The sequence below is a fragment of the Brachybacterium atlanticum genome, assembly GCF_025669985.1.
In the GTDB taxonomy this organism is placed as follows: Bacteria; Actinomycetota; Actinomycetes; order Actinomycetales; family Dermabacteraceae; genus Brachybacterium; species Brachybacterium conglomeratum.
Window position 1 is genome coordinate 1 of sequence record NZ_JAKJJW010000032.1, and the last position, 19,238, is coordinate 19,238.

The 19,238-nt window shown below is 72.2% G+C and carries 17 protein-coding genes; 4 read left to right on the forward strand and 13 right to left on the reverse strand.

The features are described from left to right. Window positions 1-133: 133 nt before the first annotated feature. From L3K22_RS13475 to groES, 3 genes are all read right to left on the reverse strand, one after another. Window positions 134-835, reverse strand: coding sequence for a hypothetical protein (locus L3K22_RS13475; protein WP_263311833.1), 702 nt, complete (start codon window positions 833-835; stop codon window positions 134-136). A gap of 348 nt (window positions 836-1,183) precedes the next feature. Further along, window positions 1,184-2,773, reverse strand: a complete 1,590-nt coding sequence (gene groL / locus L3K22_RS13480) for a chaperonin GroEL (RefSeq protein ID WP_263311834.1) — start codon at window positions 2,771-2,773, stop codon at window positions 1,184-1,186. A gap of 3 nt (window positions 2,774-2,776) precedes the next feature. After that, a complete protein-coding gene (gene groES, locus L3K22_RS13485) occupies window positions 2,777-3,073 on the reverse strand; it encodes a co-chaperone GroES (RefSeq protein ID WP_010551191.1) in 297 nt (98 codons plus the stop codon). 629 nt (window positions 3,074-3,702) lie between these two features. On the opposite strand from groES, the gene L3K22_RS13490 reads away from it, so the two are divergent. Then, window positions 3,703-3,867: a hypothetical protein gene (locus L3K22_RS13490; RefSeq protein WP_263311835.1), complete on the forward strand. Its 165-nt coding sequence runs from the start codon at window positions 3,703-3,705 to the stop codon at window positions 3,865-3,867. A gap of 130 nt (window positions 3,868-3,997) precedes the next feature. Here L3K22_RS13490 and L3K22_RS13495 read toward each other — a convergent pair whose 3' ends face one another. The 4 genes from L3K22_RS13495 to L3K22_RS13510 all read right to left on the reverse strand — a co-directional run bounded on the left by L3K22_RS13495 (window position 3,998) and on the right by L3K22_RS13510 (window position 8,056). After that, window positions 3,998-4,852 (reverse strand): metallophosphoesterase family protein, encoded by an 855-nt coding sequence (locus tag L3K22_RS13495; protein WP_263311836.1) that lies wholly within the window; start codon window positions 4,850-4,852, stop codon window positions 3,998-4,000. Window positions 4,853-4,905: 53 nt separating this feature from the next. After that, on the reverse strand, window positions 4,906-6,111 hold the full coding sequence (locus L3K22_RS13500) for a molybdenum cofactor biosynthesis protein MoaE (RefSeq protein WP_263311837.1): 1,206 nt from the start codon (window positions 6,109-6,111) through the stop codon (window positions 4,906-4,908). 116 nt (window positions 6,112-6,227) lie between these two features. Next, on the reverse strand, window positions 6,228-6,746 hold the full coding sequence (gene moaC / locus L3K22_RS13505) for a cyclic pyranopterin monophosphate synthase MoaC (RefSeq protein ID WP_263311838.1): 519 nt from the start codon (window positions 6,744-6,746) through the stop codon (window positions 6,228-6,230). Continuing rightward, window positions 6,743-8,056 carry a molybdopterin molybdotransferase MoeA gene (locus L3K22_RS13510; protein WP_263311839.1) on the reverse strand — a complete coding sequence of 438 codons (1,314 nt, stop codon included), beginning with the start codon at window positions 8,054-8,056 and terminating at the stop codon, window positions 6,743-6,745. Before L3K22_RS13510 ends, moaC begins: the two co-directional genes overlap by 4 nt. 251 nt (window positions 8,057-8,307) lie before the next feature. On the opposite strand from L3K22_RS13510, the gene moaA reads away from it, so the two are divergent. After that, complete coding sequence (gene moaA, locus L3K22_RS13515; protein WP_263311840.1) at window positions 8,308-9,408, forward strand: GTP 3',8-cyclase MoaA; 1,101 nt, start codon at window positions 8,308-8,310, stop codon at window positions 9,406-9,408. A 10-nt stretch (window positions 9,409-9,418) separates the two neighbouring features. Beyond that, entirely contained in the window at window positions 9,419-9,814 is a 396-nt protein-coding gene (locus tag L3K22_RS13520) for a MoaD/ThiS family protein (RefSeq protein WP_263311841.1), read from the forward strand. A gap of 94 nt (window positions 9,815-9,908) precedes the next feature. Here the strand turns inward: L3K22_RS13520 and L3K22_RS13525 are convergent, their stop codons facing one another. The 5 genes from L3K22_RS13525 to L3K22_RS13545 form a co-directional block, all read right to left on the reverse strand. Then, on the reverse strand, window positions 9,909-11,084 hold the full coding sequence (locus L3K22_RS13525; RefSeq protein WP_263311842.1) for a ThiF family adenylyltransferase: 1,176 nt from the start codon (window positions 11,082-11,084) through the stop codon (window positions 9,909-9,911). 198 nt (window positions 11,085-11,282) lie between these two features. Further along, window positions 11,283-13,022: an ABC transporter family substrate-binding protein gene (locus L3K22_RS13530; protein WP_263311843.1), complete on the reverse strand. Its 1,740-nt coding sequence runs from the start codon at window positions 13,020-13,022 to the stop codon at window positions 11,283-11,285. Window positions 13,023-13,381: 359 nt separating this feature from the next. Beyond that, complete coding sequence (locus L3K22_RS13535; protein ID WP_263311844.1) at window positions 13,382-15,145, reverse strand: ABC transporter ATP-binding protein; 1,764 nt, start codon at window positions 15,143-15,145, stop codon at window positions 13,382-13,384. Between the two features lie 10 nt (window positions 15,146-15,155). Beyond that, window positions 15,156-16,172 carry an ABC transporter permease gene (locus tag L3K22_RS13540; RefSeq protein WP_263311845.1) on the reverse strand — a complete coding sequence of 339 codons (1,017 nt, stop codon included), beginning with the start codon at window positions 16,170-16,172 and terminating at the stop codon, window positions 15,156-15,158. A gap of 4 nt (window positions 16,173-16,176) precedes the next feature. Then, entirely contained in the window at window positions 16,177-17,169 is a 993-nt protein-coding gene (locus tag L3K22_RS13545; RefSeq protein ID WP_263311846.1) for an ABC transporter permease, read from the reverse strand. Window positions 17,170-17,436: 267 nt separating this feature from the next. On the opposite strand from L3K22_RS13545, the gene L3K22_RS13550 reads away from it, so the two are divergent. Next, window positions 17,437-17,754 carry a hypothetical protein gene (locus L3K22_RS13550; RefSeq protein ID WP_263311847.1) on the forward strand — a complete coding sequence of 106 codons (318 nt, stop codon included), beginning with the start codon at window positions 17,437-17,439 and terminating at the stop codon, window positions 17,752-17,754. A gap of 14 nt (window positions 17,755-17,768) precedes the next feature. Here the strand turns inward: L3K22_RS13550 and L3K22_RS13555 are convergent, their stop codons facing one another. Further along, on the reverse strand, window positions 17,769-19,079 hold the full coding sequence (locus tag L3K22_RS13555; protein WP_263311848.1) for a molybdopterin molybdotransferase MoeA: 1,311 nt from the start codon (window positions 19,077-19,079) through the stop codon (window positions 17,769-17,771). Window positions 19,080-19,238 lie beyond the last annotated feature (159 nt).

The following is a 19,238-nucleotide window of genomic DNA, read 5'->3' on the forward strand; positions in this document are numbered from 1 at the left end:
TCCGATCCGCCCGTCCGCGTCCCGCCCGCTGGCCCTGCGCCCGCCGGCGCCTCGCCCGTCGGCGCCGCGCCCGATGGGTCCTCCTTCGGCGGGCCGGCCGCCGACCGCCCGGTCGACGAAGGGCCCTGCGGCGTCACAGCCCCCACACGGCGAAGGTCAGCACGTTGTGCCCGATGTAGAACGCCAGCAGCGCGAACAGCAGCAGCGTGGGGTGGCGGTCCACGAAGGTCAGAGCCTGCGGGGCCTCGCGTCGCAGCTCGGCGGGGGTGATCGCATCGATGTGCTCGATGCGGATCCCCGCCTCGCGGGCCCGCTGCAGCGCCATCCGCTGTGCCCTCTCGCCGAAGAAGCGGCTCGAGACGGCGAGAAGCCGTCGGCCCTGGTGGTCCAGCACGTAGACGCCGTCGTAGGCGGTCTCCGGCGGGTCGAGCGCCTCCGCGGAACCGGAGTCGCGGGCGATGTCCCGCACCGCGATCACGGAGCCGACCTCGGTCCAGCGGGCCCTGCGCGTGGGCCGGAAGAGGCTGCGCAGCTCGAAGCCGTCCTCGTCCAGCTGCAGCCACAGGGTCACCACCCGCAGGGTCATCACGCCAGAGACGACCGCGACCAGCACCCACAGCACCAGCGGGAGGGTGAACAGGGGATCGTGCATGAGCTCCGGATGCCGCCAGAGCCGCTGCCCGACGAAGCTGATGATCACGAGGAACTCGAGCACGACCGCGAACACTAGGCCGATGATCAGCGCCCCGATCACCACGGCGGCGGGCGGCCCGTAGGTCCGCGTGGGGAGGTCCCCTCCGGCGGCCGCGGGCAGCGTGTCCGGCGTGCTCGTCACCACTGCTCCTCCGACTCTCGTTCCCAGGACGGTCCCGGCGCATCCCGGGCGGGTCCGCTCATCTTAGGACTCGCACAGGACCGGCGAGCGCATCGACCCGAGGAACGGACGTGCCCGCCGACCCTGGTGGGACCAGGGTCGACGGGCACGTCATGAGGAGGCCGTGCGGCCGGGTCCTCCTCGCGCTCCTCCCGCCGGTCACGGGCAGGTCGGTCTCCGGGGGCGCGGGCCGGTCGAAGGTCGCGGCCCGGCGCGCAAGACGACGGGGCGGGCGGCGCGGGTCTCGCCGCACCGCCCGCCCCGTCGGGTCGGACGCGATCGACGGACGCCGATCGTCGACTCGGAGGATCAGTCCTCCTCGTCCTCGTCCTTCTTCTCGATGACCAGGGTCTCGGTGGTCAGCACCAGGCCTGCGATCGAGGCCGCGTTCCGCAGGGCGGAGCGGGTGACCTTGACCGGGTCGATGATGCCGGCGGAGACCAGGTCGACGTACTCGCCGGTCGCGGCGTTCAGGCCGGTGCCGACCTGAGCCTCCTTGACCTTCTCCACGACGACGTAGCCCTCGAGGCCCGCGTTCTCGGAGATCCAGCGCAGCGGCTCGACGACCGCACGGGCCACGGCGCGCACGCCCACGGCCTCGTCACCGGTCAGGCCGAGGTCGTCGACCAGCACGGAGGACGCCTGCACGATGGCGGAGCCACCGCCGGCGACGATCCCCTCCTCGATGGCGGCGCGGGTCGCGGAGACCGCGTCCTCGATGCGCATCTTCTTCTCCTTGAGCTCCACCTCGGTGTGAGCCCCGACCTTGATCACGGACACGCCGCCGGCCAGCTTCGCGAGGCGCTCCTGGAGCTTCTCGCGATCCCAGTCGGAGTCGGTGTTCTCGATCTCGGCACGGATCTGCGCGACGCGATCGGCCACGGCCTGATCGTCGCCGGCCCCGCCCACGATGGTGGTGGAGTCCTTGGTGACGACGACGCGGCCGGCGTGGCCGAGCACGTCGGTGTCGACGGTCTTGAGGTCCAGGCCGAGGTCGGACGTGACGACCTGGGCGCCGGTGAGCACGGCGATGTCCTGGAGCATGGCCTTGCGGCGGTCGCCGAAGGCGGGAGCCTTGACGGCCGCGCCCTTGAAGGCGCCGCGGATCTTGTTGACGACCAGCGTGGACAGGGCCTCGCCGTCGACGTCCTCGGCGATGATGAACAGCGGCTTGCCGCTCTCCACCACCTTCTCGAGCAGCGGGAGGATGTCGGCCACGGCCGAGATCTTGCCCTGGTGCAGCAGCACCTGCGCGTCCTCGAGGACGACCTCCTGGCGGTCCGCATCGGTGACGAAGTGCGGGGAGATGAAGCCCTTGTCGAACTGCATTCCCTCGGTGAAGTCGAGCTCCATCGCGGTGGTGGAGGACTCCTCCACCGTGATGACGCCGTCCTTGCCGACCTTGTCGAAGGCCTCGGCGAGCAGGTCGCCGATCTCGCGGTCCTGGCTGGAGACCGAGGCGACCGACGCGATCTGGGCCTTGCCGTCGACCGGGGTCGAGATCTCCCCGAGCTTCTCGGAGAGGGCCTCGACGGCCTTCTCGATGCCGCGCTTGAGGGCGGCGGGCGCCGCGCCGGAGGCGACGTTGCGCAGACCCTCGTGCACGATGGCCTGGGCGAGGACGGTGGCGGTGGTGGTGCCATCGCCGGCCACGTCGTTGGTCTTGGTCGCGACCTCCTTGGTGAGCTGAGCGCCGAGGTTCTCGTAGGGATCCTCGAGCTCGATCTCACGGGCGATGGTCACGCCGTCGTTCGTGATGGTGGGGGCGCCCCACTTCTTGTCGAGGACGACGTTGCGGCCCTTGGGCCCGAGCGTCACCTTGACGGTGTTGGCGAGCTTGTCCACGCCCCGCTCGAGCGCGCGGCGCGCGTCCTCGTTGTACAGGATCTCCTTGGCCATGGCTCAGGCCTCGATGATCGCGAGGATGTCGCGCGCGCCGAGGACCAGGAACTCCTCGTTGCCGTACTTGAGCTCGGTGCCGCCGTACTTGGAGAAGACGACCTTGTCGCCGACCTTGACGTCCATGGGGACGCGCTCGCCCTTGTCGTCGAAGCGACCGGCGCCGACGGCGACGACCTCGCCCTCCTGGGGCTTCTCCTTCGCGGTGTCCGGGATGACCAGGCCGGAGGCGGTGGTCTGCTCCGCCTCGAGCGGCTTGACGACGACGCGGTCCTCGAGGGGCTTGATGGAGACCGACATGCGGCTCACTCCTTCATGAAGAGATGGACTCTGTGTGAGTTCGGGGTCGGGGCCCGGGTCCGATCGTCGTCGCGGTGCCGACCGGGACGGGTCCCTCGTCGCAGCTTCTGGCACTCTCGGCCATCGACTGCCAACGGCGCTCACTCTAGGACGACGGCTGGCACTCACGCAAGGCGAGTGCTAGATCTGGGCTGGATGTGGTCAATGCGTCGCGCTGCACGCGTCGCCGCAGGCAACGAACCCGGAGAAAGCCACGCGCGTGCACGCCGTACACCCGACTCCGCCCGCTCCGCGACTCCGGAGAGCGCGGCGATCGAGTTCGCGACGACCCGATTGCCGCCCCTCCCGTTCCGCCCCTTCTCCCTTGGGCTGCGCCGCCCCCTCGGGGTCGGCGTCGAGGCTCCGAGCCCGCAGGCCACAACCCCTGCTTCGCCCGCCCCCCGGACCCCGAAAGGCTCGTGGGATGCCCAGGTCACACCCTTCTTGTGAACCCGATAACTTGTCGTCCCCGAAGGCGTGACGCCACGCCCCGCGCGCGATAGGACTGGGGATGTCGAGACCGACGGCGCACCTGCGATCCAGGGCCCGTCCGCAACGCTCACACCCCTCCGAACCCGAGGAGATCCTCCATGGCCTTCATCCGCACCCTCCGCTCCGCCCTCCGTCGCCGCGACGACCAGCTCGCGCAGGAGATCGTCGAGACGGGCACGCACCGCGACCATCGCGACGATGCCACCGCCTCCGTCGCCCGTCACGGCTCCCAGGGCATCCGCCCCTACGGCTTCGGCTACTGATCTCCTCAGGCGCGCCCCCAGCGCCGCCGACGACGCCCCTGCAGGCAGTGCCTGCAGGGGCGTCGTGCAAGGCGCGGCCGCCAGGACGCTCCGTGTCCGGCCCCGGAGCGGCCGGGCGAGGTCCCGCCGCTCACCGCCCGGCGGCCTCGAGGATCTGAGCGACCTGCTCGGGGGTGAAGCGGTAGACCGGGCGCTCCGCATCGGCGAGGGTGTCGCCGGCGTTCGGCAACACCGAGCTGACCACGCGCGGCGCCCCCTCCCCCAGTTCCACCAGACTCACGCCCGACAGGGCGAGCGACTGCTCGTCCGCGCCCGCCCCGGCGGGGTCGACCACGTTGGTGATCCCGGGGGCGACGTGCACCGGGATCCCGGCGATCTCGCCGGTCATCTCGTGGTGGTAGTGGCCCGAGAGCACGATCCGCACGTCGGAGCCGTCGAGCACGGCGGCGAGCTCGTCGAGCCCGTCGAGGTCGAGGCCGCGCAGCAGCGGGGTCGCCGCGACGAGCGGCGGGTGGTGGATCGCGAGCACGGTCCCGCCGGGCGCGGGCTCGGCGAGGACTCCGCGCAGCCAGTCCAGCTGCTCGGGATCGAGGTGCCCGTAGCCGGCGCCGGGGACGCTCGAGTCGAGCACGACCACGCGGGCCCCTCCGGCGAGCGGCACGACCCGGTCCTGGCTCGGCGCGGTCCGCTCGCCCGGGGCGACCGCCTCGCCGTAGACGGCGGAGACGTCGTGGTTGCCCATGACGATCGCCAGCGGCGCGTCGAGAGCGGCGGCGAAGGGGTCGAGGATCTCGTGGAGCAGGCGATAGCTCTCGGCGGTGCCGTCCTCGGAGGCGTCGCCGGTGTGGACCACGGCGTCGATGCCCTTGAGGCCCTCCAGGCGGGCGAGGAGTCCGCGCAGGGCGGCGGCGGTGTCGATACGGTCGTAGTGGCGGGCGAACGGATCGCCGTAGAGATGCGTGTCGGTCAGGTGCAGGATGCGCATGCCGGGAACGGTAGCGACCGCAGGTGACGCGCAGGTGACGGAGTCGACCGGGTTCAGCCCAGCGCCCCCACCCATTCGCTCGCGCCGTCGTCGAAGACCTGGTGCTTCCAGATCGGGACGCGCTGCTTGACGGTGTCCACGAGCTCGTCGCAGGCGACGAAGGCCTGCTTGCGGTGCGGGGCCGCGATCGCGCACACGAGGGCGGAGTCCCCGATGGCGAGGGGTCCGACGCGATGGGCGACCGCGACGAGGACGTCCGGGTAGCGCTCCGCGATCTCGGCGGCGACCTCGGCGATCACGGCGGGGGCGGAGGGATGGGACGTGTACTCGAGCCGGTCCACGCCGCGCCCGCCGTCGTGGTCGCGCACCACGCCGTCGAAGGTGACCACGGCGCCGCAGCGCGGGTCAGCCACGGCCGTCGCCATGGCGGCCACGGTGAACTCCTCGGTGCCGACCGCAGCATGCCGCACCCGCTGCGGAGCCTCCCCCATCGCGGGGTCGCCCGCGATCCGCAGCCCCCGCGCCGCGGCGTCGCCGCGCTCGTCGACGCCGCCCGCGGGGAAGGTGCTCGTCCCGCGAGTCGGATCGGCCTGGTCCGACGGGGTCCCCGGGTCCGTCGCCTCCGCGATCGGGTCGGTCCCGCTCATCACCGCCGTGGTCACGGCGACGCGGGCCGAGTCGCCGGACCCATCGGCCCCCGCCCCGCCCTCCGGCCCGTGGTCCCCGCCGTCGCGCTGCTCGAGCAGGTGGTCCAGCAGCGGGTCGATCACGGCGATGCCGTCCTTCACCCCGCCTCGGGAGCCCGGCAGGTTCACCACGAAGCTCCGTCCCGCCATCCCGGCGACGCCGCGGCTGAGCAGGGCGGTGGCCTTCGCCGACTCGCCCCGGCGGCGCACGGCCTCGAGGATCCCGGGCATCTCCCGCTCGATCAGCGGCGCGGTCTGCTCGGGGGTGACGTCCGTGGGGCTGATGCCGGTGCCGCCGGAGGTGATGACCACGTCGACGCCGTCGGCGATCGCCTCGGCGAGCGCGCGGCCCACCTCGGGGCCGTCGGCCACGACCTGCTTCTCGACGGGGGCCAGGCCCCGCCCGCCCAGCCATCGCTCGAGCCGCGGGCCGGTGCGGTCCTCGTAGGTGCCGTCGGCCGCGCGCGTCGAGGCGATGATGATCCGGGCGCTGCCGTGCAGGAACGGCGGCGCCTCCGGGTCCTCGCGCACCGTGCAGTCCTCATCGGTGCGCTGGGCGGGCATCTGCCTCATCGTTCCTCCTCCTGCGTCATCGCTCGTGGCGCGCAGTCATCGCTCGTCATGCACGCCCATCGCTCGTCATGCACGCCCATCACTCGTCATACGCGGTCCTCGCCTGTCGCACGCGGTCATCGCGGTTCCTCGCGGCGCCAGTCCCCGCTCTTGCCGCCGGACTTCGCGAGCACCCGGATCTCCTCGATCACGGCGAGGTGGTCCACGGCCTTGATCATGTCGTACAGGGTCAGCGCCGCGGTGCTCGCCGCGGTCAGCGCCTCCATCTCCACACCGGTGACGCCCTTGGTGCGCACCTTCGCGGTGATCTCGACGCGGTCGCCGCGCGGGTCGAGGTCCACCTCGATGCCGGTCAGCGGCAGCGGGTGGCACAGAGGGATCAGCTCGGCGGTGCGCTTGGCGCCCATGATCCCGGCCAGGCGCGCTGTGGCGAGCGCCTCGCCCTTGGGCAGGTCGCCGCTCGCGATCCGGGCCACCACGTCCTCGCGGGTGACGAGGACGGCGCGGGCGGTCGCCTCGCGGGAGGTGACCTGCTTGGCGGTCACGTCGACCATGTGGGCGGTGCCGTCGGCCCGCACGTGCGAGAGCTCGCCCGCGTCGGTCGACCGACCGACGGGGTCGGGGGCGGTGGTCATGAGTCTCCTCCAGGGATCAGCAGGGTCTCGAGCAGGTCGCCGTCGCGCACGACGGCCGTGCCGACGGGGACGATCGCGAGCGCATCGGCCGCCGCGTAGCCGCCGATCAGGTGCGAGGACGCGCCGCCGACCAGCCTCACTGCGCCCGAGGGCAGGACCCTCGCTCGACGGTACTGCTCCAGGTGCTCGGGCGAGGACTCCTCGGCCTCGAGGCGGACGGGCAGGCGCAGCCGCCGGCGCGGCGGCGCGCCGAGGGCGGGGCGGGCGATCAGCTCGCAGCTCAGCAGCGCGGAGACGGGGTTGCCGGGGAAGGCGAGCCAGGGCACACGCCGCCCGTCCACCTCGAGGGTGCCGATGCCCTGGGGCCCTCCGGGCTGCATCGCGAGGGTCGGGAAGGCGAGGGTCGTCCCGGGCAGCTCGGCGGCGTGGCGCACCACCTCGAAGGCGCCCATGCTCACGCCGCCGCTGGTGACGATCAGGTCGGCGTCGTGCGCGAGGACCTCGTCGCGCAGTCGCTCCAGCAGCAGCGTCGCGTCGTCGGGCACGGCGCCGCGGTGGACCACCTCTGCGCCCGCCTCGGTGAGCGCTGCGGCGAGCCCGGGGCCGTTCGCGTCATGGAGGGTGCCGGGAGCGGGCTCCTCGCCCGAGGGGCCGCGCACCTCGGAACCGGTCGAGAGCACCACGACCCGCACCGGCACCCCCACCTCGACCTCGCTCAGGCCGCAGGCGGCGAGGTGCGCGATCCGCGCGGGGGTGAGCATCTGCCCCTCGCGCAGCACGGTGTCCCCGCGGTGGGTGTCGGAGCCGCGGCGGCGCACGAAGCGGCCCGGTACGGCATCGGCCGGCGTGAGCGTCACGGTCGCCGGGTCCGTGCCGTGCGCGGCGTGCGCTCCCTCGCCACCCGCGCCGCCTCGCTCGGCCCCCGCGCCGTCGGAGTCGAAGCGGCCCTGGGCGCTCTCCTCGACCGGGACCACGAGGTCCGCGCCGTCCGGGAGCGGCGCGCCGGTCATGATCGGGCGCGCCTGCCCGGGCTCGAGACGGCCCGGCGCATCGCCGGCGGCGATCGTCGGACCGAGCGGGAGCGTCACCGCGGCACCGGGGCCCGCGAGATCGGCCGACGCGACCGCGAAGCCATCCATCTGCGAGTTGTCTACCCCGGGCACGTCCACGTGCGAGCGCAGCGGCGCGACGGCGACGCGGCCGACGGCCCTGCCGTCCAGCGCGACCGGCTCTGTCGCCCGCACGGCGGCGAGCAGTGCGACGGCGTCGGCCACGTGGTCGGCAAGCGGGCTGCGCTGCGCACCGGTCATCGCTCGGGCCCCCTCTCCTGTGTCTCATCGGCCTGTCCTCGTCCCCTCCAGTATGGCGCTCGCGACCGCCGCTGATCGACGGGCGCGTGCGCGAGGAGCCCTCCCCAGCGCCCGGTCCGTGTCCAGTCGGCGCCCGGTCCGTGTCGAGACCGTGCCCGGTACCACCCCGAGGTCCCACCCCCGCCGCGCCGAGACGTCCTATCCTGGAGGGACCCCCGGAGCTGCCGGGCCGCTGAGCAGGAGGTGCGCGTATGTCGTCCCGACGGGTCTCCCTCGGCATCCCGGTGCCGCGCCGTACCGACGAGGCGGCTGGCGCGCTCCCGGACACCACCGACCGACCGGACACCCCGGCGCTCGCGGACCGCTTCGGACGCGAGGCCACGGATCTGCGTCTGTCGCTGACGGACTTCTGCAACCTGCGCTGCACCTACTGCATGCCCGAGTCGGGGATGGCGTTCCTCAAGAAGGACCAGCTGCTCTCGGTCGAGGAGATCGTGCGCCTGGTGCGCATCGGGGTGGAGCGGCTCGGCATCGAGCAGGTGCGCTTCACCGGTGGGGAGCCGCTGACCCGGCCCGATCTCGAGGAGATGATCTTGGGGGTCGCCTCCCTCGAGCGCCGCCCCGACATCTCCCTGACCACCAACGCGATCGGCCTGGACCATCGGGCGGAGCGGCTGCGGGAAGCGGGGCTCGACCGGATCAACGTCTCGCTCGACTCGGTGGTCTCGGAGACCTTCGAGCGCCTCACCCGCAGGCCCCTGCTGCACCGTGTGCTCGCCGGGATCGACGGAGCGCGCGCGGCCGGCCTGGACCCGATCAAGGTCAACGCCGTGCTGATGCCCGGGATCAACGACCACGAGCTGCCCGACCTGCTGGACTGGTGTCTCGAGCGGGACCTGCAGCTGCGGGTGATCGAGCAGATGCCGCTGGACGCGGACCACCGCTGGGAGCGCTCGACGATGATCACCGCCGGGGACGTGCACGAGATGCTCGCTCCCCGCTATGCGCTCGCCCCGGTCGCCGAGCCGCGCGACGGTGCGCCCGCCGAGCTGTACGAGGTCGCCGACCGCGCCACCGGCCGGCACCGGGGCCGGGTGGGGATCATCGCGTCGGTGACGCGCCCCTTCTGCGCCGACTGCCGCCGCACCCGCCTGACCGCCGAGGGCCGCGTGCGCACCTGCCTGTTCTCCCGCGAGGAGACCGACCTGCGCACCGCCCTGCGCTCGGGAGCGGACGACGAGGCGATCGCCGACATCTGGCGCGCCGCCCAGTGGGGCAAGAAGGCCGGCCACGGCATGGACCGGACCGATTTCGTGCAGCCGGAGCGCCCGATGAGCGCGATCGGCGGATGAGGAGGACCCCATGACCGACACCCGCACCGCGAGCGCCCGCCCCGGCGACTCCGTCGGCCCGGGCACCGCAGCGCCCGACTCAGCCACGCCGAAGGCTGCAGGGCGCGACTCCGCCGCGCCCGGCACCACGACACCCACCGCCGCTGTGCCCGATACCGCGGCACCCGAGATTGCTGTGCGCCTGTTCGCGGGCGCCGCCGCCGAGTTCGGGGCCGATGAGGCGACTGTGCGCGCCGGCACGGTCGGCGAGCTCGTCGAAGCCCTCACCGCGGGGGCCTCCTCGGAGGCGGCCCGGGTGATCGGCCGCTCGAGTCTCCTGGTCGACGGCGTGGCCTGCACCGAGCATGGCCGCGTGCTCGCCCCCGGCTCGCGCGTGGACGTGCTGCCGCCCTTCGCCGGCGGCTGAGCCCGCACTCAGACCGACGATCGAGCCCGGGCGCTCCCCGGCAGCTGGGCCCGGGCCCTGCCCGGCGGCAGGTTCCGCGCCCCGCCGGGCCGTGTCAGAGCCGCTGGATCTCGACCCCGCTCCCCTCCAGCCCGTCGAAGCCACCCGCGAGCGAGCGCACCCGGATCCCCTGCTCGGCGAGCGCCCTCTGCGTGCTCGCCGACCGCGTTCCCGCCGCGCAGTACAGCACCGCGCCCGCGACCTCGTGACCGGCACCGTGCAGCAGCTCGCCCATCGGGAGGTGCTCGGCGCCGGCGATCATGCCGCCCTCGGCCAGCTCCCGCTCCTCGCGGATGTCGATCACCCGCGCCCCGGCCGCGAGCAGGGCCGGCAGCTCCTCCGCGGTGACCTCGTCGCGAGCTGGGCCCGTCGGCCCCGGCAGCCCGCAGGTGAGCATCACGTCCTCGATCTCCGTGACCGGCAGGCGCTTCGGGTCCCGGGCCAGCGGCAGCTCGTCCCACCGGGCGCGCAGCGCGTCGTACAGGGCGAGGCGCCCGAAGAGCACGTCGCCCATCCCGGCGAGCACCTTCACGGCCTCCATCGCCATGGTCGAGCCGATCACGCCGCAGAGCATCCCCAGCACCCCGGCCTCCGCGCAGCTGGGCACCTCGCCGGGCCGCGGCGGGACGGGGTGGACGTCGCGATAGGTGACGCCCCGCCCGCCCGCGCCCCAGAACACGCTGACCTGTCCGGAGAAGGCGAGGATCGATCCCCACACCAGCGGCAGGTCGAGGATCTCGCAGGCGTCGGAGGTGAGATAGCGGGTGGGGAAGTTGTCGGTCCCGTCCAGGACGAGGTCGTGGCCCGAGATCAGCTCGAGGGCGTTCGCGGGGGTGAGGGTCTCGACCACGGCTCGCACCGAGACCTGCGGCGACTGCGCGTGCAGGCGCTCGGCGGCGACGACGGCCTTCGACCGGCCGAGATCCGCCTCGGTGAACAGCACCTGCCGGTGCAGGTTCGACGCGTCGACGGTGTCGGGGTCGAACAGGGTGATCTCGCCGACCCCCGCGGCCGCGAGATAGGTCAGTGCCGGGGCGCCGAGCCCGCCCGCCCCGATCACCGCGACTCGGGCCCCGGCGAGGCGACGCTGACCGGTCTCGCCCAGCTGCAGCAGCCGCATCTGGCGCAGGTACCGGCTGAGATCGTGCCGCTGCGCCGCGGGCCGGTCCGTCGGCACGGCACGGTCGCGGATCCGGGGCGGGACGAGGACGGGCGGGTCGACGGGGCTCATGCGTCCAGTCTCCCCCACCTCCCGCGGCGAGGGGCGACCTCGGTCCCGCGGACGCCGGGCGCGCCGCCGCGGGACCGCGCGCCCGCGCTCCAGGCTCGGCCCGCGAGGCCCGGCCCGCGCCGGTCAGGCCCGGCCCGCGAACGGTGACGGGGCCCCGGGGCGTCTCCGCCCGGGGCCCCGTCCTCAGGGTGCCTCCGCTCAGCCCTCGAGCTTGGCGGAGCCCGTCACGTAGCCGATCTTGGTCCAGTCCTTGCTCTGGAAGCCCCACGCGCCGTAGTTCGCGAGGTCCTCGTTCTGGACGAAGAAGTCGTAGGACTGCCACAGCGGGATCGTCCCGGCGAGCTCCCACAGGTTTGCGTCGATCTGGTTGATCAGCTCGAGGCGCGCGGCATGATCGGTCTCGACGGCGGCCTGGTCGATCAGCTCGTCCGTGTCCGGATCGCCGATCTTGCCGAAGTTCTGCTCGCCCTCGGACTTCCAGATGGAGTCGCCGGAGGAGAGGAAGGGGTTGCCGACCCAGCCGAAGAGGGCGAGGTCGAACTCGCCGGGGATGACGTACTTCGAGAAGAGGTCCGTCGGCGGCACCTTCTGCACCTTCATGGTGATGCCCACGGCCTTGAGCTGCTCCTGGACCACCGGGACGACGGCCTCGTTGGTCTTGGAGCCGTCGTTGTAGACGTAGGTGATCTCGATCGGCGTGCCGTCCTTGGAGGCGACGAGGCTCTCGCCCTCGCCCTCCAGGGTGTAGCCCGCGTCCTCGAGCAGCTTCTTCGCGGCCTCGGGATCGTAGCTGCCGAGATCGCCGGAGTTCTCCTGGTACCCCTCCTGGTTGGTCATCAGGAGGTGGTTGTTCAGCGGCTCGGTGTTCTCCGGGTAGGGCATGGTCGAATTGACCGAGAGGAAGACGTCCTCGCGGTTGATCGCACGGAACATCGCCTGCCGCACGGCCTGGTCGGCCAGCGGCCGGCCCTCGGCGCCGTTGAGGGTGATGTGGGTCCAGTTCGGGCCCGCGGCCTGGCGCAGCACCGCACCGTTGCCGATCAGAGGCTCGACCACCGAGTACGTCGCCGGGACGGTGGTCTCGATGACGTCAAGCTGCCCGTTCTGGAAGCTGGTCGCGGTCGCGGCCGGGTCCTCGATGGTGGTGAAGAGGACCTGCTCGAGGAACGGTTTGTCACCCCACCAGTTCTCGTCGGGCTCGACGAGGACGGTCTTGTTGGCCGCGTCGATCTTGCCGACCTTGAACGGCCCGGCGGTCACGAGGGGCTCGGCCTGCCAGCCGGTGTTGAACGCCTCGGCGGACTCGGCGAGCGAGTCCGGCATGACGGCGGCGAGGCCGATCCAGTCGGCGTACTTCTCCTTGAAGGTGACGACCGCGATCAGATCGCTGTCACCCTGCTCGATCTTCTCGACCTTGTTGTAGCCCTCGGAGGACGCGATCGCGTACTCCTCCTGGGAGCCGTCCCTGACCTTGAAGACGTTCTCGATCGACTTGAAGTCGATCGGGGTGCCGTCGGACCAGGTCATGCCCTCGTTGAGCTCGATCTCCATGACCTGAGGGTCCTCGGAGGCGAGCTCGATGCGCTTGGCGTAGTGCGGATTGGGCGTCACCTCGCCCGCGGCGCTGTACTGGTACAGGACCGGGTACATCGTGTCCATCATGTCGATGGTGTTGCGCTCGTTGCCATCGGAGTGGAACGTGTTCCAGTTCGCCGGGAAGGCGTTGTTGGCCAGGCGGAGCACGCCGCCCTCGCCGATCTCCTCGCGCTCCTTGGGGTTGATGTCGTTCTGGTCGGAGGCGATCTGCTCGCCCTCGCCGCCGCCGTCGGAGGCGCCGCCGCTGCCGCCGGTCCCCGGGTCCTGGCTGCACGCCGCCAGCGCGGTCATCGAGACGGTCAGAGCCGTCGCCCCCAGGATGGAACGCCGCGTCACACGCATATGAATCTCCTTCACTCACGGTCCCCGAGATCATCGAGTCCGCTGGATGCACTGTCCCGGCAGGTGCGGTCGGCGTTGACCACCGTGGTCGCGCCCTCGCCGCCGGTGTGAGCAGTCTGTCACCGGCGAGTTCCCGTCGCGGACCGGGAACCCCCTTGTTACCCGTTCGCAACATGCCGATCATCTGTCCGCGGCCTCCTGGGAAGAGCCCCCTCCCAGGCACACCGACGACGGGCGGCGCTCCTCTCGCACCGCCCGTCGCTTCGGGCGTCCGCTCCTCTCGCACCGCCCGTCGCTTCGGGCGTCCGCTCCTCTCGCACCGCCCGTCGCTTCGGGCGTCCTCCCCGGTCAGCGGAGGGTCACTGGGAATCCTTCGAGCCCGGCAGGACACCGCCGAGGGTGCCCTCGAACGCTGCGCGGTCGATGGCCTCGCGCCGACGCGAGCGAGCCACCTCGGGGTCCGGGATCGGCACCGCGGAGAGCAGCTCCCGGCTGTAGGGGTGCTGGGGCTTCGTGAAGACCTCCTCGGTGTCGCCGAGCTCGACGATCCTCCCCTTCTGCATCACGGCGATGCGGTCGGAGATGTGGCGGACCACGGAGAGGTCGTGGGAGACGAACAGGAAGCTCACCCCGAGCCGTGCCCGGAGGTCGGCCAGCATCGCGAGCACGCCGGCCTGGACGGTCACGTCCAGTGCCGAGGTGGGCTCATCGAGGATGATCAGCTTCGGATCGCAGGCCAGCGCGCGGGCCACGCCGACGCGCTGGCGCTGGCCGCCGGAGAACTCGGTGGGGAAGCGCGCAGCATGCTCGGGCAGCAGGCCCACCATCTTCAGCAGCCAGTCCACCCGCTCGTCCATGCGCTCCTTGCTGTACCCCTGGACGCGCATCGGCTCCTTGATGATGTCCGCGATCGGCATCCTGGGGTCGAGGGAGGCCATCGGGTCCTGGAAGACCACCGTGATGTCGGAGCGCAGCGTCGCCCGCTCCTTGCGGGTCAGGGAACCGGTCTCCTTCCCGCCGATGCGGATCACCCCCTCCTGCGGGGTGCGCAGCTGCATGATCTCCATCAGCGTGGTGGTCTTCCCGCTGCCGGACTCGCCGACCAGCGCCAGGCACTCCCCCTCGCGGATGTCGAAGGAGATGCCGTCCACGGCGCGCTGCTCGCCGATCTTCCGCCGCACGATCGCGCCCTTGGTGATCGGGAAGACCTTCGCCAGGTCCTCGACCTCGAGCACCGTCGGCAGCTCCTCGCGCGGCGGCCGGTCCTCGCCGAGGTCGGCGATCCTCTCCATCGCGGAGCCGGCGACGCTTCGGGAGGCGCCCGCCTCGCCGGCGTCGACCCGCGGGACGGCGGCCAGCAGGTCCTGCGTGTACTTCTCGCGGGGGCTGTAGAAGATCTCGTCGACGGTGCCGAGCTCGACCATCCGTGACTCCTTCATGACCAGCACCCGGTCGGCGAAGCCCGCGACCACGCCCATGTCATGGGTGATCAGCACCGTCGCGGCACCGATGAGCTCCTGCGCGGACTTCAGCAGGTCCATCACCTGCGCCTGGATCGTCACGTCCAGGGCGGTGGTGGGCTCGTCGGCGATGATCAGCTCGGGCTCGTTCGCGATCGCCATCGCGATCATCGCGCGCTGGCGCATGCCGCCGGAGAACTCGTGGGGATACTGGCTCGCACGACGGCCGGGCTCGGGGATGCCCACCGCGTCCAGCAGCTCCTCGGCCCGCTGACGGGCCCGGGTCTTGGAGATCTCGGGATGATGGATCCGCACCACCTCGGAGATCTGGTCCCCCACCCGGTACACCGGGGTGAGCGCGGAGAGCGGGTCCTGGAAGACCATCGAGATCGTGTCGCCGCGCAGGCGCGAGAGCTGCTTGTCGTTCAGCTCGAACATCCTGTGGCCGAGCATCTCGACCTCGCCGCTGATGGTGGCCGTGCGCGGCAGCAGGCCCATCACGGCCAGGGAGCTGACGGACTTGCCGGAGCCGGACTCGCCGACGATGGCGAGGGCCTCGCCCTTGTGCACCTCGTAGCTGAGGTCCTGGACGGCGTGGACGGTCCCGTACTCGGAGGGGAAGGAGACGCTCAGGTCCCGCACGGAAAGGATCGGTTCGGACATTCTTTCTTCCTCAGATCCGGCTGGAGCCGCTGGTCGGGTCGAGGGCGTCGCGCAGCGCTTCGCCCATCAGGTTGACGGAGATGACCAGGGCGGCCAGCACCACCGCGGGCGGGATCCAGGTGTAGGGCGCGGAGATGTTGTAGTCCTGGAGGACGGTGCCGAGGGACACCTGCGGGTACTGGATGCCGAATCCGATGAACGACAGACCGGTCTCGCCGAGGATCGCGGCGCTCACACCCAGCGTGGTGTCGATGATGATCCAGCTGGCAATGTTCGGGATGATGTGCCGCGTCATGGTGACGATCGGGTTCACGCCCATGAACCGGGCCGCCTCGACGTACTCGGTGCGCACCAGCTGCTGGGTCATCGCGCGCAGCACACGGGAGGTGAGCATCCAGGCGAAGCCCGCCAGCAGCGGGATCATCCACAGCCAGCTCGCCTGCTGCAGCGCAGGGCTGAACAGCATCAGCAGCAGGATCGAGGGGATCACCAGGAACAGGTTGATGAGGTTCACCAGAGCGCCGTCGACGAACGCGCCCCACCTCCCCTTGTGGCTCACATACCCGGCGACGATGCCGACGAGGAGTGCGAGGGAGGTCGTCAGGACCGCCGTGCCGATGCCGATCACGAGGGAGATGCGCAGGCCCTGCATGGTCCGGGCGAAGATGTCCAGCCCGTTCTCGTTCACGCCGAACCAGTGGTAGGGGCTCGGGCCGCTCAGGGCGTTGCGCAGGTCCCGCTCGAAGGGCCCGTACTGGTAGACCATCGGGCCGATGACCGCCATCAGCACGAGCACGGCGAAGATGATCATGCCGATCCACGCGCTCGGGTTCCGCAGGAACCGTCGCCGCAGCAGCTCGCCGCGGCTGAGCGACTCGATCGCCGGTCCGGCCTTCTCGTCGACCTCGGCGTCGCGCAGGTCGGGGTCGTCGACCGCCGAGCCGATGACCGGGTTCGCCTCGGGGTCGGTGGTCCGGCGCAGCGCGGACGCGTCGTCGATGCCGCGGATGTCGTTGGGGTTCGTCATCGTGTCACCGGATCCTCGGATCGAGCGCACCCTGCAGGATGTCTGCGAAGGTGGCGGAGAGCAGGGTCAGGATCGCCGTGTACAGGACCACGCCGGCGGTGCCGTTGACGTCGGCCATCTGGATCGCGGAGATCGCGAAGCGGCCGATGCCCTGCCAGTTGAACATCAGCTCGACGAACAGCGAGCCGGAGAACGCGCCGCCGACGGCGAAGGCGAAGTACTGGCCCATGGGGATCAGCGCCATCCGCAGGCCGTGTCGGTTCATCGCCCGTCCGCGGGTGAGGCCCTTGGCCCGAGCGGTGCGGAGGTAGTCGCTGCCCAGCACGTCCAGGGTCGTCACCTTCATGTACCGCGAGTAGGAGGCGGCGGCGGTGACGGCCAGCACGATCGTGGGCATGACCAGAGCCTTGGCCTGGTACTTGATGGACTCCCAGGAGCCCGGCTCGAGCAGCGGGTTGATCGGGTTGATGGCCGGGAGCCCCCAGCCGGAGAGGTCCATGATCCCCTGGTTGACCTGCTGGACGATCAGGATGATCACCGGCGTGGGCAGGGAGAGGATGAAGAAGGCGAGCAGCGTCGAGAGGCGGTCGCCGATCGAGCCGCGGCGCACCGCGGCGAGCATGCCCAGCACGATGCCGAGCACGGTGCCGATCGCGGTGCCGATGACGACCAGGCGCAGGCTGATCGGGATCCGGGTGGCCAGCTCGTCGATCACCGGCACCATCGACTTGTTCGTGCCGGTGGTCACGCCGAGGTCGCCGCGCACCAGGCCGCCGAGCCAGTTGGCGTACCGCTCGAACAGCGGGGTGTCGGGATCGACGTTGCGCACGTCGAGGTAGTGCTGGGCGGTCGCCGCCGGAACCGGCTCCGTCGCGATCGGCGGGTACAGCACCTCTTCGGGATGCATGAGCGAGGCGGACAGGAGATAGGCGAAGCTCGTGGCGACGAACGCCAGGATCACGTAGGTCAGCACCCTGAGGGAGACGAATCTAATCACGCTTCCCCCTCGACACGCTGTTGCTCATCCGTCGGGTCCCTTCCCTGCGTCATCCGTCTCGTCGTCGGCTCGCCGTGGGCGCGCCCCGTCCCACCGAGGCGGCGCTGCGCTCGGTCACGTCGAGGCGACCCGGCGGCCATGCACGACCGGGACCCGGCTGTGGCCCAGGTCTCTCGGCGGGCACGGCACACCATAACGCCTGCGATGGACGCGGCTTGACGAAACTGACCCACGGGTACGGGGGTGCGGCGAAGCTATGCTCGAATCGTGACCTTTCTGCACCTGCTCGTGCTCGCGCTCGGCATCGTCGCCGCGATCGCGCTGAGCGATCTTATCGGACATCGGGGAGTCGGCGCGTGGCCCATCGGGCTCGGCGCCCTCGCCCTGGCCCTCGGCGCCGGGCTCCTCTACAGCCCCTGGCTCGCCGCCCTGTCCCTCGGTCTCGCCCTCGGGGCGGCGATCTCGATGACGGCCTCCTGGACCCGCGACATCGTCCGACGCCGGCATGCCCGGCGCGAGCAGGCGCGGCGGTCCCAGGACGCTCGACGCAGCCAGCTGGAGGAGTCCGGCACCTCGCGTCGCTGAGGGACGCAGGAGCGTCACAGCGGCAGGACGAGCACGCTCCGCTCCGGCGCGCCGGCGGACTCGCCGCTCCTCGGCGCCGCGCCGCCGTCGGGCCCCGCCCCGCCGTCGTCCGCCCCGCCGGCGGGCCCCTCTGACTCCAGGAGCACCATCGCGTCCGCCCGCCCGTAGGGGGCGAGCCGCCGACCCGGCACGAGGCGCACGACCTCACGGCCGTCGGCCGCGATCTCCCGCCGTCCGGGCAGGGCGTGCACGGTGCCGGCGGGACCGCGCCGGGGCCCGTCCCCCTCCCCGCACAGGAGCATCCGTCGGGGCGCGGCGCCGTCACGGTCCAGCAGCGGGCGCACGAACAGGTGGTAGCCCACCAGCGCGCCGACGGGCGTGCCCGGCAGGTGCACGACGGGGACGCCGCCGGGCAGCGTGCCGTGGCCCTGGGGACCACCGGGGCGCAGGGCGAGGTGCGCGAAGCGGGAGGTCCCCGCTCCTCGCTCGCCGAGCAGCAGCTTCACCACGTCGTAGGCGCCGTGGCCGATCCCGCCGGTGGTGAGCACGAGGTCGGCCTCCCGGGCCGCGACGTCGAGCGTCTCCCGCAGGTCAGCCGGGTCGTCGCCGCTGTGCCGGGGCGGGAGCGCGTGCGCGCCGGCGGCGGCGAGGGCGGCGGCGAGCATCGTCCCGTTGGACTCGCGCACCGCACCCGGCAGGGGGTCCGCGCCGAGTCGGTCGGAGGAGCTGTCCGCGGTGAGCTCGTCGCCCGTGACCACCACGGCGACGCGCAGCGGGCGGAGCACCTCAAGGGCGTCGATCCCGAGCGTCCGGGCGAGTCCGACGAGCCCCGCGCCGACGCGGTCCCCGGCCTGGGCCAGCGGCGCGTCCAGCGGGATCTCCTCCCCCGCCCCGCGCACGTGCCGGCCGGGGACAGGAAGGCTCTCGAGGTCGAGGGCGACGACGGCAGGAGCGGGACCGAAGGGGTCGGAGTCGGTCGCCTCCACCTCGACGACGGCGTCGGCGCCGCGGGGCACGGGGGCGCCGGTCATGATCCGGGCGGCGCTGCCCGAGGGCAGGTCGGGGACCTCGCCGGGGCGAGCCGGAAGCTCGGCCGCGACCGGGAGCACGGTGGTGCCGGGCGCGGTGAGATCCGCCCTCCGTACGGCGAAGCCGTCCATCGCCGCGATCGGCAGCGCCGGGACCTGCGCCGGGCTGCGCACCGCGGCGGCGAGCACCCGGTCGAAGGCCTGCTCGAGCGGGACGGTGTCGACGGAGCGCGGCGGCGTGACCGCGGTGAGGATCTCCTCGCGCCACTGCCAGGGCGAGAGTCTCTCGACGCTCATGGTCCTCCTTCAGCGGCGGGTCGAGGCGCAGGTCGCGGCGGGCCGATGTCGCCGCGGGCGAGGCTCCATGATCCCCCATGCCCGGCCGCGGCGGACGGGACCGTCGCCGGCTCCCGGCGGGCTGATCGCGGCTGCCGGCCCGCTTCGTCGCCGACCCCG

Excerpts from the sequence above, each read along its gene's own strand:
- groL (WP_263311834.1), bottom strand. The coding sequence starts at position 2,773 with ATGGCCAAGGAGATCCTGTACAACGAGGACGCGCGCCGCGCGCTCGAG.
- L3K22_RS13535 (WP_263311844.1), bottom strand. The coding sequence starts at position 15,145 with ATGTCCGAACCGATCCTTTCCGTGCGGGACCTGAGCGTCTCCTTCCCC.
- L3K22_RS13555 (WP_263311848.1), bottom strand. The coding sequence starts at position 19,079 with ATGAGCGTCGAGAGACTCTCGCCCTGGCAGTGGCGCGAGGAGATCCTC.
- L3K22_RS13525 (WP_263311842.1), bottom strand. The coding sequence starts at position 11,084 with ATGAGCCCCGTCGACCCGCCCGTCCTCGTCCCGCCCCGGATCCGCGAC.
- L3K22_RS13520 (WP_263311841.1), top strand. The coding sequence starts at position 9,419 with ATGACCGACACCCGCACCGCGAGCGCCCGCCCCGGCGACTCCGTCGGC.
- L3K22_RS13540 (WP_263311845.1), bottom strand. The coding sequence starts at position 16,172 with ATGACGAACCCCAACGACATCCGCGGCATCGACGACGCGTCCGCGCTG.
- moaA (WP_263311840.1), top strand. The coding sequence starts at position 8,308 with ATGTCGTCCCGACGGGTCTCCCTCGGCATCCCGGTGCCGCGCCGTACC.
- L3K22_RS13500 (WP_263311837.1), bottom strand. The coding sequence starts at position 6,111 with ATGAGGCAGATGCCCGCCCAGCGCACCGATGAGGACTGCACGGTGCGC.
- moaC (WP_263311838.1), bottom strand. The coding sequence starts at position 6,746 with ATGACCACCGCCCCCGACCCCGTCGGTCGGTCGACCGACGCGGGCGAG.
- L3K22_RS13495 (WP_263311836.1), bottom strand. The coding sequence starts at position 4,852 with ATGCGCATCCTGCACCTGACCGACACGCATCTCTACGGCGATCCGTTC.
- groES (WP_010551191.1), bottom strand. The coding sequence starts at position 3,073 with ATGTCGGTCTCCATCAAGCCCCTCGAGGACCGCGTCGTCGTCAAGCCG.
- L3K22_RS13510 (WP_263311839.1), bottom strand. The coding sequence starts at position 8,056 with ATGACCGGTGCGCAGCGCAGCCCGCTTGCCGACCACGTGGCCGACGCC.
- L3K22_RS13530 (WP_263311843.1), bottom strand. The coding sequence starts at position 13,022 with ATGCGTGTGACGCGGCGTTCCATCCTGGGGGCGACGGCTCTGACCGTC.
- L3K22_RS13490 (WP_263311835.1), top strand. The coding sequence starts at position 3,703 with ATGGCCTTCATCCGCACCCTCCGCTCCGCCCTCCGTCGCCGCGACGAC.